The sequence below is a fragment of the Vibrio sp. 947 genome (genome assembly GCF_033339115.1).
Classification (GTDB): Bacteria; Pseudomonadota; Gammaproteobacteria; order Enterobacterales; family Vibrionaceae; genus Vibrio; species Vibrio alginolyticus.
Map to the genome: position 1 here is coordinate 86,948 of NZ_JAWOTX010000020.1, position 12,300 is coordinate 99,247.

Here is a 12,300-nt window from a genome sequence, read left to right on the forward strand (position 1 = left end):
AACGATTGATGCCAACCGCTTCCTTGATTTGTTATTGCTATTTAAAAGTGCGTGAATTACGCCACTTCAAGAATCACTTTTTCCAACTTATCTAGGCCTTCATTTAGCACGTCAGATTCGATGGTCAATGGAGGTAACAGACGAATCACGTTCGCTTTTACTCCACAAGAAAGCAGGATAAGACCATTTTCTTGCGCTTTAGAAATCACCGCTTTGGTCATCTCTTGCAGTGGTTTGCCTGATTCTGGGTCAGTAAACTCAATCGCCATCATTGCACCCGTGGTACGGATTTCACCGATAGCAGGCACTGATTGTTGCAGTTTCGTCATACGAACATTGACCACTTCACCGATGCCCATTGCTTTAGCACACAAGTCTTCTTCTTCGATGATTTTCAGCACTTCAAGACCTGCAACACAACCAAGTGGCGAGCCCGCATAAGTGCCACCTAAACCACCGGGTAGTGCAGAGTCCATCACATCCGCTTTCCCAACTACCGCTGAGATTGGGAAACCACCAGCAATGCCTTTCGCCATTGTCATTAGGTCAGGTTCAATGCCTAGATACTCTGTTGCAAACATTTTACCGGTACGAGCAAACCCTGTTTGGATTTCATCGGCAATCAGCATGATACCGTGCTTATCACACAGCTGACGCAAGCCTTGTGCAAACGCTTCAGTTGCTTTGTAGAAGCCGCCCTCGCCTTGCACTGGCTCGAAGATAATCGCCGCAACGCGTGAAGGTTCAATATCGCAAGCAAATAGATCGTCGATCGCTTGTAAGCTTTGCTCAACGCTGATGCCGTGGAACGCATTTGGGTACGGCGCGTGGTAGATTTCGTTCGGGAAAGGACCAAAGCCCGCTTTGTACGGCGCAACTTTACCAGTTAACCCCATCGTCATATTTGTGCGACCGTGAAAGCCGCCTTTAAACGCTATCACGCCGCTACGGCCTGTATGAGCGCGTGCCACTTTTACGGCATTTTCGACCGCCTCGGCGCCAGTGGTTAGAAAGATCGCTTTCTTCTTAGTCTCACCTGGTGCAAGTTCTGTCAGCTTTTCAGCCAGCTCTACGAATGACGCGTATGGCGTAACCATCGCACACGTGTGCGAGAAGTTGTCCAACTGAGCTTTTACCGCTTCACTGATACGTTTGTGAGAATGCCCGGTGTTAGTCACCGCGATACCCGCTGCAAAGTCGATGTATTTGTTGCCTTCGATATCCCATACGTAAGCGTTTTCTGCTTTCTCGACGTAAAGTGGGTACAGTGCGCCCATGCCTTGAGCGATAACTTGGCTTCTTCTTTCGTGTAGTTGTTGGTTTGTCATTGTTTTGTCCTTAATTAGTTGCCGCCAAAGCAGAGATATTTCACGTCCATGTATTCATCGATACCTTGTTTTGCTCCTTCACGTCCGATACCGGACTGCTTAACACCACCGAAAGGAGCCACTTCAGTAGAGATCATACCTTCGTTAATGCCGACCATGCCGTATTCGAGCGCTTCTGCGATTTTCCAAACACGGTGAATGTTTTGGCTGTAGAAGTACGACGCGAGACCGTAGATGGTGTCGTTCGCCATTTCGACTAGCTGTTCGTCGCTGTCAAAACGAATCACTGGCGCGACAGGGCCAAAGATTTCCTCGGAAACAATCTTCATGTCGTGAGTAACGTCTTTGAGAACCACTGGCTGCATAAATAGACCATCGAGCTTTTTAAGCTCTGAAACCGGCTTCGCGCCTTGCTCGATAGCACCATCAATAAGCGTCTGAATGCCTTGCTTCGCTGACTCGCTGATCACTGGACCAATGTTGACCCCCTCTTCCAATCCGTTACCAACTTTGAGCTGCTGAACCGCAGCGTCAAACTTAGCAACGAATTCGTCATACACTTTGCTGTGTACATAGAAACGGTTCGCACAAACACACGTTTGACCTGCGTTACGGAATTTCGACGCCATCGCGCCTGCCACAGCTGCATCAATATCCGCATCATCGAATACGATAAATGGCGCGTTGCCACCGAGCTCCATTGAGGTACGTTTGATGTCAGCCGCGCTTTGCTGCATCAGCACGCTACCGACTTGAGTAGAGCCAGTGAAAGACAACTTACGAATCAACGGGTGTGAAGTGAAGATAGCACCGACCTGACGGGAGTTTTCCCCCAATACCACTTGCAGCACATCGCGTGGGATACCCGCTTGATAGGCAAGCTCTGCAACCGCAAACGCAGACAGCGGCGTAGATTCAGATGGTTTTACCACAAAGCTACAGCCTGCTGCTAAAGCTGGCCCTGCTTTGCGCGTGATCATCGCAATTGGGAAGTTCCAAGGTGTAATCGCACAGGCGACACCAATTGGCTGTTTGATGGTCACCAAACGCTTGTCCGCACTTGGCGCAGGAATCGTCTCACCGTAGGTACGCTTCGCTTCTTCAGCAAACCATTCGATAAAGCTCGCGCCGTAAAGCACTTCACCTTGAGCTTCCGCTAGCGGCTTACCTTGCTCTAACGTCATCAAACGGCCAAGGTCGACTTTGTTTTCTAACAGGAGTTGGAACCAACGATTGAGCATGCCAGCACGCATTTTTGCTGGCAGTGCCGCCCACTCTTTCTGCGCCACACTGGCACGTTCAATGCCATTTAAAATGTCGTTTTCGGTTGAAACTGGTGCGTACCCGAGGAGTTCTCCGGTCGCCGGATTAGTCACTGCAATGCCCTGTTGTGGATTCGCTACCATAAACGAAACAAGGCTTTGGTTTTGTATCTGTTGCATGGTCATTCCTTTTGACAACTCATCATCGCCGCTAAGCCAGCGGCGAGTTTATGTTTAAGCAGGGATCTGCTGCGTAATACAGTGAATGTTCCCTCCGCCGAGTAGAACCTCTCTCGACGGTATCGCGATGATTTGGTATTCCGGCATCGCGTTTTGCAAAATATCGATCGCCATAGCGTCGGTCTCTTCGTCCAGCATCGGCAAGAACACATGCTCGTTGACGATAAGAAAGTTCGCATAAGAGGCACTTAGGCGTTCGCCAGCTTGTCGACTCATTCCCGAACTGGCGTCAATGCCATTGGCTTCGCGCTCGCTGTAATGCAACGGACCCGGTAATGGCAAACGGACAATTTCAATATTGCGCCCTTTCGCATCGTGCTGAGATTTCAGTACTTGTTCCGCTTGACGAGATAACGCGTATTGCGGATCACTTGGGTCATCGGTCCAACTCAGTACCACCTTACCCGGAGCGATAACGTGCATCAGGTTGTCAACATGGCCGTCTGTTTCGTCATTGAATAAACCATTTGGCAACCAAATGACTTTTTCGATACCGAGATACGCCTTTAACTGCTCTTCAATTTGCGCTTTGCTCAACTGTGGATTTCGCCCCGGACTAAGTAAGCACTCTTCTGTGGTGTAAAGGGTGCCTTCACCATCGGTGTGAATCGCCCCACCTTCAAGTACAAACGGTGCGCGGTAATAATCAATACCGATGATGTCGCACACCGAGCCAGCGACAAGATCGTCCTGCTGCCAGTTGTCGTAAAGCCCGTTGTATTCGCCGCCCCACGCGTTGAATTGCCAACTAATCCCACGGCGCTCGCCCGCTCGGTTAACAAGCACGGTCGGCCCGATATCGCGCATCCACGCATCGTTAAATGGGATTTCCACCAAACGTACGTCTGAGTGGAGCATTTGACGCGCTCGGTCAAAGTTGTGCGAGCATACCGCCACGCACACATTGGTCACATCCGCGATTAAGTTCGCGATTCTGGCAAAGGTTTCTTGCGCGGGTAATGCGTCATCACGCCAGTTGTCTTTCCTTTCTGGCCACGCTAGCCAAACTTCACTAACCGGCTGAAACTCAGCCGGAAAATAGAAGCCATCTTGCGCTGGTGTTGTCGATAACTTCATTTTAACGCCTCTTTAAACGGCTAGTTTGCCAACGCTGGTGTAAAGGTCTGGACGACGGTCGCGGAACAAGCCCCACGCGTGACGCGCTTTCGCTGTCGTAGCGAGGTCGATTTCTGCGTAAATGATGGTTTCACCTTCACGCGGTGCTTCGGCAATTTTTGCACCAGTGTGGTCAGTGATAAAAGAAGAGCCATAGAACGTCGTCTCGATACCATCATCGACTTCAGTGCCCACTCGGTTTGACGCAATCACTGGAACGAGGTTTGCTGCCGAGTGACCTTGCATTGTACGTTGCCAGTGGTCACGTGAATCCAGTGTCGGATCTTGAGGCTCAGAACCGATTGCAGTTGGGTAAAAAATCGCTTCCGCGCCGTGCAGAGCCAAGCTGCGCGCAAGCTCTGGGAACCATTGGTCCCAACAAATGCCAGCACCGAACTTACCGAACTTGGTTTGCCACACTTTGAAACCGGTATCGCCAGGGCTAAAATAGTACTTTTCGCTGTAGCCCGGGCCATCAGGAATGTGTGACTTGCGGTAGTTATCTAGTACCGTACCATCGGCATCAATCATCACTAGCGAGTTAAAAAACGTGTTGCCCGCTTTTTCAAAGTAACTGACTGGAATAACGACGCCGAGCTCTTTAGCCAACGCACTCATCTCTTTAATAAGACGACAATTCTCCGTTTCTTCTGCAAGCTCGAAATACTTTGCTTCCTGTTTTTTGCAGAAGTAAGGCGCAGCGAACAGCTCTTGCGGAAGAATCACGTTCGCACCGTTTTGTGCTGCTTCACGAATCGCCTTTTTTGCTTTGGCTAGGTTATCTTCCAGATCCCAGCTTTTCGTCAGTTGAAGGGCTGCAAATTTCACCACTTTGCTCATTGGATATTCCTTATCTCTTAAATCGCCAGTTTGTCACGTAGGTTGTAGTAAGCCGCGCCCATTGCCGTAAACGGAATTTGGAAGTGGCGGCCACCCGGGAAGGAGTAATGTTTCAGTGCAGCAAACGCGTCGAAACGTTCAGCGTGTCCGGTCAGAGCTTCGGCCAGCAACTTACCTGCTAGGTGAGTACACGTTACACCGTGACCGCTGTAGCCTTGTAGGTAGTAAATGTTGTCTGCAAACGAGCCAAATTGCGGCATGCGTGAGTAAGTCAGCAAGAAGTTACCTGTCCAGGTGTAATCAATCTTGATGCCTTTCAATTGTGGGAAGACTTTCTCCATCTTCGGACGAATCAATGCTTCAATGTTTTCTGGGTCACGTGCGCCGTAAACCACGCCACCTCCGAACAACAAACGCTTGTCGGCGGTTAAGCGGAAGTAGTCAAGCAAGTAGTTACAGTCCTCAACGCAGTAGTCACTGGTCAGCACTTGTTTTAGCTGCTCATCACTCAAAGGCTGAGTCGCCACCACTTGTGTGCCACACGGAATCGCTTTGTTGCTGATGTTTGGTGCCAAACCACCAAGGTAGGCGTTACCTGCCAGTACCACGTACTTGCTCTTCACGCTGCCTTGCGCTGTTTTCACTACTGGGTTAATCCCTTTGTCAATCGATACGACCGCCGACTGTTCGAAGATTTGGCCACCCAGAGAAATAAACGCAGCGGCTTCACCTAACGCGAGTTTAAGCGGGTGAATGTGACCACCGCGCATATCCAACAAGCCGCCAGTGTATACTTTAGTGCCTACCGCTTGTTCTACCTCTCCTGCGTCAAGCAGAGTCAGTTGGTCGTTGCCGTAACGCTCCCAGTTCTTCTTATGTTCTTCTAGCCCTTTGAGTTGTTTACTGTTCAGTGCCGTGAACAAGCCGCCTTGCTTGTAATCACAGTTGATGTCGTATTTGTCGATCAGGCCACGGATGATATCGCCGCCTTCAAAAATCATATCGCACAGAGCTTTAGCTTGGTTTTGGTCGTAACGGCTTTCAATCACGTCAACATCTCGGCTGTAGCTGTTAACGATTTGGCCACCGTTACGACCAGTTGCTCCAAAGCCCACTTTTGCGCTTTCTAGCACAACGACTTTAAAACCTTTTTCTGCAAGGTGTAGTGCAGAAGAAAGACCAGAAAATCCCGCACCGACTACACACACATCGCACTCGATGTCGTTTTGCAACTGTGGGTATTCCGGCATGTTTGGCACAGAGTGCGCGTAGAACGAATCCGTATGCTTGTTCATAGAACTATTCCTTTATTTATCGTAATCGTCAGCAGGCTTAAGGATGGAGGCGAATCCAAGTGGTTTTGGTTTCGGTGAATTTTTCAATCGCGTGGAGAGACTTGTCTCGACCATTTCCGCTCATTTTGAATCCTCCAAATGGGACCGTCATATCACCTTCGTTGTAGTTGTTGACCCAAACCGAGCCGGCTTGCAGTCGTTTTGCTACGCGATGAACGCGGTTGATATTGCTGCTCCAAAGTGCAGCACCTAAGCCGTACTTCGAATCGTTAGCGATCTCAATTGCTTGCGCTTCGTCTTTGAATGGAATGACACACAGCACCGGACCAAAAATTTCCTCCTGAGCGACACGCATCTTGTTGTCGACGTTGTCTAAAATGGTTGGGGAAACAAATGCACCTTGCCCATCGACATCGCCGCCACAACGTACGTTTGCACCTTCTGATTCACCTAACGAGATGTATTCCAACACTTTTGATTTATGATCTTGATCGATAAGCGCTCCCATGGATGAACTTGGGTCCATTGGGTCTTTTGGCGTGAACGCTTTCGACGCTTGAATAACTTTTTCTAAGAACTGATCTTTGATGCTTTCGTGAACAAGCAGGCGGGTTGCCGCGACGCACACCTCACCTTGGTTGTAGAAACACCCTGCGGCGGTTTCTGCTGCTGCGCGGTCTAAATCATCACAATCTTCAAACACGATGTTCGCGTTCTTGCCGCCCGCTTCTGCAAACACGCGCTTTAGGTTGCTCTCACCCGATCTGACCATCAGTTGGCCTGCAATGCGCGTCGAGCCTGTGAAGGCGATGCAGTCTACGTCTTGGTGTTTCGCCAGCGCGTCGCCAGCTTCATGACCAAAACCCGTAATGACTTGGAAAACGCCTGTTGGTAAGCCCGCTTGAGAAGCAAGTTGACCTAGAAATATCGCGGTGAGAGAAGATTTTTCTGACGGTTTTAGAATCACGCTGTTACCAGCGGCTAAAGCAGGACCAAGCTTCCAGCACGCAAGCCAAAGGGGGAAGTTCCACGGTACAACCGCAGCAACCACACCAATTGGTTGATGAGAAATAAAAGCGTGTACATCTTTTTCGGTTGGGGCAACTTCGCCGTATACTTTGTCGATTGCTTCTGCGTACCAGCGTAATGCACTCGCCGCGCCAGGAATATCGGTAGAGAAGCTGTGAGAGATAGGCTTACCGGTATCAAGCGTTTCTAGCAGAGCCAATTCTTCTTGGTTTTGATCAATCAAGTCAGCAAACTGTTTAAGCACTGCTTTGCGATGAGCTGGGCTGCTCTCGCTCCACTGACCGGATTGAAATGCTTGGCGAGCGTATGAAACCGCGAGATCAACATCTTCATTTTGGCAACGGGCGATTTCGGTGAATATCTCATCTGTTGCTGGGTTAACTACCGGGATGGTTTGCCCTGTTAAAGCGGCACTGTATTCACCGTTAATGTACGCCCTGTTTTCGATGTTTAGATTGTTTTTTAGTTCAATCCATTGCTCTTGGGTTTTCATACGCTCTCCTTGTGATCACACAAGGCAAGCCCCCACTAAAATGTGGTTGGCGTATGCGCACTTATCATTCGACAAGCCTTGTCTGTGTGATTTGTAAATCGATGGGGCTTCGTCGTATCAATAATGTACGACTCGCCCGCTGTTATGACATGAGATTGCCCTTTATATTCCAGAGTGATTTCACCCTCTAATACGGTGCCAATCTCTTCGCCTTCGTGTTTGATTTCTGCCGCACCAGTGGTTCCATAAGGTGCGTATTCCTCGATCAAGAATCCGATGACTTGATCTTTGTCGCCATTCGTTACCAGTTTCATGGACACCGTCTCGCTTCCGATTTCCACAAGATCTGACGGCTTGATGACTACTTTCACTTCATCGTTCGAAGGTTGTTCAAAAGTGAAAAACTCTGATAACGATAAAGAAAATACATTAACGATTTTTTGTAGTGAGCTGACCGACGGGCTCACTTTGCCATTTTCAATGGATGAGATTGCACTGTGGGTAATACCAGCGCGCTCGGCTAGTTCCCTTTGTGACAATCCATGTTTTTTTCGTAACTGAACAATATTTTTACCAATCTCTTGATTGTCCATTCATACAGCTCCAAACGTTTAACGAGAGGTAGCCATCATAAATTCATTGAACAAAATTTGAGAGAAATGATTGGTTTTTGCTTCCCATTCTGGGTGCCACTGCACGCCAACGAAAAATTTTTGATTAGGAAGACTAAATGCTTCTACCAAGCCATCCGGGGCTTTAGCTTCTACTTGTAATAGAGGAGCAAGCTGATCGACGCCTTGGTTGTGTAGTGTGTTCACTTCAAAGAAGGTGGTGTTTTCCCAATGATTTTGCACCAGCCATTGTTCAAATAAGCTCTGCTTTTGAACTAGCACAGCGTGTGCTGGCGCGTATTTTTGTTCGAAATCTTCAACAGGCGCTTCACGATGGTCATTGAAGCCGGAGTCATGAACGGCTGGGTTTAACGAGCCACCGAGTGCGACATTCATCTCTTGAAAGCCGCGGCAAATACCAAGGCACGGAATGTTTTGGTCAACCGCATGACGAATTAACGTGAATGAGAGCTCATCACGAGCTTCATCTTTGTAGCTCTCTTCGTGCGTTGCATTGTATCGATGTGGCGCAACGTTAGAGTGGCTGCCAGGAAAAAGAAAACCATCACATATGTCTAGGATGGTGGTTACGTCATCGCCCGACATGTCGGGAGCCAACATAATCGGTAGTCCTCCAAAATCCTTTATGGCGCGAAGGTAAAAGTCGTTGACCGCTTGTATCTGATAGCCACCCAACTCTTTAGCGCAGCTAACCACACCAATGATGGGTTTGTGTGTATCTGCCATGATATGTCCGTGTTCAATTTATTTAACACAAACCCTACAAACCATGTACAAAATTATCAACACAGATGACCATTATTATCGTCACAACGTGATCTTGCGCACTTTTTAGGCTTCAAAACTGAATATTTATGCTCATTATATTGAACAAAACAAAACCAACTGTTACAAAATAGTTAACAGAAAGACATAAAAACCAGCCGTTAAACATCAAAAGCACAGTGTAAGTGCATGTTTAAATTAAAAATAACCTGAAAAACAAACAACTCGTTCAGAGTGCTGTAATTTATTTGTTAATTTGGTTATTTCTAATTTCTACTCGTCAGGCTATTTGGAGAAGAAAATGGAATCGTATCTACAGGAAGTACAAAATTTTAAACAAAAATGGCCCGATATTGAATTTATCGATCTCATCTTTACCGATATAAATGCCACCCCAAGAGGAAAACGCATCCCGATAGATGCTCTAGAAAAACTGAATAAAGGTGTTGCCCTCCCCCTTTCGACCATCACCCTAGATAGCAAAGGTAACGTCGTTGAAACGGCCGGGTTGGGAGAAGATCTCGGAGAACCAGATAATCTCTGCTATCCAATCAGCGGCACCTTAATGCCGACGGCAAAAGAACAAGTTGGTCAGCTACTGCTTAGTATGATGGATGAAACCGGGCAGCACCCTAACCCACTGTTCATCCGAAACATTCTCGCTTCTATATTGCAAACACTGCATGCTAAAGACCAATATCCTTGTGTCGCGCTCGAGCTGGAGTTCTATTTAATAGACAAAACCCGCGGCGAAAATGGCGAACCATTAACGGCAATTAACCCCACGAAAAAAACTCGAGAAAAAGATACCGAGGTTTACGACCTTGATGGACTAGATGACTACGCTGATTTCTTGGCCGACCTTAATCGAATTGCATTAGAACAAGGTTTAAACACTTCCGGAGCCCTATCTGAATCGGCCCCAGGGCAGTTCGAAATCAACTTCAACCATTCTAAAGATGTACTTCGAGCATGTGATGAAATCATCATCGCAAAACGCTTGATTCGCCAGGTCGCTCATCAGCACGGATTTGACGCCACATTTATGGCGAAACCTTTTAGTGAGCAAGCGGGTAATGGCATGCACATTCATCTCAGCTTGGTTGATACAGATGGTAACAACCACTTTAGCCAATCAGACGGTCAAGCGAGCGCCTTCTTCTATCAAACCATGGCAGCGATGCTGTCACAAACATCCGATGCCATGGCCCTAATCTGTCCTAACGTTAACTCTTACCGTCGCTTTGTTCCTGGCGCTTACGTCCCGACCAAAGCCGATTGGGGAGAAAACCACCGCGGTGTTGCGTTGCGTGTGCCTATCAGCGATAGCAAAAATCGCCGTATAGAGCATCGTATAGCAGGCGCTGACGTTAACCCATACATTCTCGCTGCAGTAGTACTTTCCGCAGTATTAGCGAGTGAAAGCTACACCAAAGATCAATGTCCACCGACTCTCAGTGATGATGCAATTGAGTTACCTCTGCGTATGTCAGAAGCTCTAGAGCGACTGGAGCACAGTGAGCTAGCTCAATACATCTCAAGAGATTTTATCGATTTGTATCTAGCTTGCAAACAGAGTGAACTCGCAGAATTTGAGCGAGCGATTACTCCATTGGAAATCGACTGGATGTTGCACTCGGCATAAACAAAGGAAATGAACTTTATGACTACGCAGACCAAGGCGCTGGATGCGCCTCTTAAAATCAACTCTCAACACATTATTGTTTCTTTAATCTCGGTTGCGACGTTTGTCTTTTTTACCACAATCGGTTTGAACCATGAGGAAGGCGAAGCCTACGGATGGATGAGTCTTTTACCAACGGCGTTGGTATTGGTCTTTGCGCTGACAACACACCGAACTGTGGAAGCCCTCTTTAGCGGCGCTATTGCCGGTGTTCTTCTGCTTAACCCAACTGAAGCGGTGGAACAGATTGTTGATATTTCCATGAGTGTAATGATGGATGAAACTATTGCTTGGATCATCCTCGTTTGTGGTTTGATGGGCGGCCTAATTGCTATTTTGGAGAAAGGCGGCAGTATCTTAAGCTTCTCCGACATGCTGGTCACGAAAGTAAAAAGCCGTAAGCAATCGATGCTGATGACCTTTGCTTTAGGTATTCTGATCTTTATCGACGATTATTTGAATGCGATTGCAATTTCTTCCTCAATGAAAAAAGTTACGGACGGCTACCAAATCTCGCGTGAAAAGCTCTCATATCTTGTGGATTCAACCGCCGCGCCTATCTGTATCCTCGTACCGATTTCCACTTGGGCAATTTTCTTCAGTTCGTTGCTAGAAGCAAACGGAGTAGCAGAAGCGGGAGATGGTATCAAAGCATACATTGAAGCTATTCCATACATGGCTTACGGCTGGGTAACGCTGGTGATTGTTTTTCTGGTTGCAATGGAAAAGATCCCAGATCTAGGTGCGATGAAAAAGGCAGAAAAGCGTGCGAAGAATGGTCAAGTTCGTCCAGACGGTGCAACAGATGTCGACTTTGGTCCCGATGTATCTGCACATACCAACCCAACCATGGGCCTTGTCAACTTCTTGTTACCAATGATCGTACTTGTTGCCGCAAGTTGGTATTTTGGTATCGATCTACTTGCTGGTGTTTTCGTCGCGTTAATCTTTACTATTAGCTTTTACGGCGCACAAAAACTGATCTCGATGAACGACATGTTCGAAGCTGTTTATGATGGCATTAAAGTTATGCTACTGCCGCTTGCGACCGTTATTGGTGGTTTCATGTTGAAATCGGTCAACGACTCATTGGGCGTCACGCAGTATGTCATTGAGACCGTCAGCCCTTACCTGTCAGCGTCTTACTTCCCTGCGATTATCTTTATGATTACGGGCGCGTTGGTATTTGCAACGGCATCGTCTTGGGGAACGTTTGCAGTAGCGATGCCAATTGTTCTACCTTTGGGCGAACAGCTTGGTGTGCCTCTACACTTAACCGTTGCAGCGCTGCTTTCAGCATCAGCGGCAGGGAGCCACTCTTGTTTCTTTAGTGACTCAACCGTGTTATCTGCACAAGGTTCAGGCTGTACAGCAATGCAACACGCAACCACACAGTTTCCTTATGCGTTGATTGGTATTGTTGCAACCGCGATTTTCTTCTTCATCATCGGTTAGCCCCTTTATCTAATTGCAAAACCCTGCTCAAAAATAGCGGGGTTTTGTTCTATCAAGTCAAATGATCCTCTTAAAAGGCTTTGTTGCTTAATTCGGTGAGAAGACATGGTAGCCCCATGTTGATCAGTTCTTAAACAACATACCGAGTTTCAGGCATACCA

At 47.7% G+C, this 12,300-nt stretch carries 10 protein-coding genes; 2 read left to right on the forward strand and 8 right to left on the reverse strand.

What is annotated here, in order from left to right:
* Window positions 1-56: 56 nt before the first annotated feature.
* The 8 genes from gabT to R7Q39_RS21515 are packed head-to-tail and all read right to left on the reverse strand — an operon-like array spanning window position 57 to window position 8,961.
* Window positions 57-1,328 (reverse strand): 4-aminobutyrate--2-oxoglutarate transaminase, encoded by a 1,272-nt coding sequence (gene gabT / locus R7Q39_RS21480; protein WP_318076804.1) that lies wholly within the window; start codon window positions 1,326-1,328, stop codon window positions 57-59.
* Window positions 1,329-1,342: 14 nt separating this feature from the next.
* Entirely contained in the window at window positions 1,343-2,770 is a 1,428-nt protein-coding gene (locus tag R7Q39_RS21485; RefSeq protein WP_054574098.1) for an NAD-dependent succinate-semialdehyde dehydrogenase, read from the reverse strand.
* 54 nt (window positions 2,771-2,824) lie between these two features.
* Complete coding sequence (gene aguA / locus R7Q39_RS21490; protein ID WP_054574097.1) at window positions 2,825-3,907, reverse strand: agmatine deiminase; 1,083 nt, start codon at window positions 3,905-3,907, stop codon at window positions 2,825-2,827.
* Between the two features lie 12 nt (window positions 3,908-3,919).
* Complete coding sequence (aguB, locus tag R7Q39_RS21495; protein ID WP_005377808.1) at window positions 3,920-4,786, reverse strand: N-carbamoylputrescine amidase; 867 nt, start codon at window positions 4,784-4,786, stop codon at window positions 3,920-3,922.
* Between the two features lie 17 nt (window positions 4,787-4,803).
* Window positions 4,804-6,081: an NAD(P)/FAD-dependent oxidoreductase gene (locus R7Q39_RS21500; protein WP_054574096.1), complete on the reverse strand. Its 1,278-nt coding sequence runs from the start codon at window positions 6,079-6,081 to the stop codon at window positions 4,804-4,806.
* A gap of 37 nt (window positions 6,082-6,118) precedes the next feature.
* Window positions 6,119-7,603, reverse strand: coding sequence for an aldehyde dehydrogenase (locus R7Q39_RS21505; protein ID WP_064368212.1), 1,485 nt, complete (start codon window positions 7,601-7,603; stop codon window positions 6,119-6,121).
* Window positions 7,604-7,638: 35 nt separating this feature from the next.
* Window positions 7,639-8,196, reverse strand: a complete 558-nt coding sequence (gene puuR / locus R7Q39_RS21510; protein WP_005377813.1) for an HTH-type transcriptional regulator PuuR — start codon at window positions 8,194-8,196, stop codon at window positions 7,639-7,641.
* An 18-nt stretch (window positions 8,197-8,214) separates the two neighbouring features.
* Window positions 8,215-8,961 carry a gamma-glutamyl-gamma-aminobutyrate hydrolase family protein gene (locus R7Q39_RS21515; protein WP_005377814.1) on the reverse strand — a complete coding sequence of 249 codons (747 nt, stop codon included), beginning with the start codon at window positions 8,959-8,961 and terminating at the stop codon, window positions 8,215-8,217.
* A 340-nt stretch (window positions 8,962-9,301) separates the two neighbouring features.
* Between R7Q39_RS21515 and R7Q39_RS21520 the strand changes: the two genes are divergently transcribed.
* Both R7Q39_RS21520 and R7Q39_RS21525 read left to right on the forward strand, forming a co-directional pair.
* Window positions 9,302-10,645, forward strand: a complete 1,344-nt coding sequence (locus R7Q39_RS21520; protein WP_238952304.1) for a glutamine synthetase family protein — start codon at window positions 9,302-9,304, stop codon at window positions 10,643-10,645.
* Window positions 10,646-10,663: 18 nt separating this feature from the next.
* Window positions 10,664-12,139: a Na+/H+ antiporter NhaC family protein gene (locus R7Q39_RS21525; protein WP_318076805.1), complete on the forward strand. Its 1,476-nt coding sequence runs from the start codon at window positions 10,664-10,666 to the stop codon at window positions 12,137-12,139.
* Window positions 12,140-12,300 lie beyond the last annotated feature (161 nt).

Excerpts from the sequence above, each read along its gene's own strand:
- puuR (WP_005377813.1), bottom strand. The coding sequence starts at position 8,196 with ATGGACAATCAAGAGATTGGTAAAAATATTGTTCAGTTACGAAAAAAA.
- R7Q39_RS21500 (WP_054574096.1), bottom strand. The coding sequence starts at position 6,081 with ATGAACAAGCATACGGATTCGTTCTACGCGCACTCTGTGCCAAACATG.
- aguB (WP_005377808.1), bottom strand. The coding sequence starts at position 4,786 with ATGAGCAAAGTGGTGAAATTTGCAGCCCTTCAACTGACGAAAAGCTGG.
- R7Q39_RS21485 (WP_054574098.1), bottom strand. The coding sequence starts at position 2,770 with ATGCAACAGATACAAAACCAAAGCCTTGTTTCGTTTATGGTAGCGAAT.
- gabT (WP_318076804.1), bottom strand. The coding sequence starts at position 1,328 with ATGACAAACCAACAACTACACGAAAGAAGAAGCCAAGTTATCGCTCAA.
- R7Q39_RS21525 (WP_318076805.1), top strand. The coding sequence starts at position 10,664 with ATGACTACGCAGACCAAGGCGCTGGATGCGCCTCTTAAAATCAACTCT.
- R7Q39_RS21505 (WP_064368212.1), bottom strand. The coding sequence starts at position 7,603 with ATGAAAACCCAAGAGCAATGGATTGAACTAAAAAACAATCTAAACATC.
- R7Q39_RS21520 (WP_238952304.1), top strand. The coding sequence starts at position 9,302 with ATGGAATCGTATCTACAGGAAGTACAAAATTTTAAACAAAAATGGCCC.
- aguA (WP_054574097.1), bottom strand. The coding sequence starts at position 3,907 with ATGAAGTTATCGACAACACCAGCGCAAGATGGCTTCTATTTTCCGGCT.
- R7Q39_RS21515 (WP_005377814.1), bottom strand. The coding sequence starts at position 8,961 with ATGGCAGATACACACAAACCCATCATTGGTGTGGTTAGCTGCGCTAAA.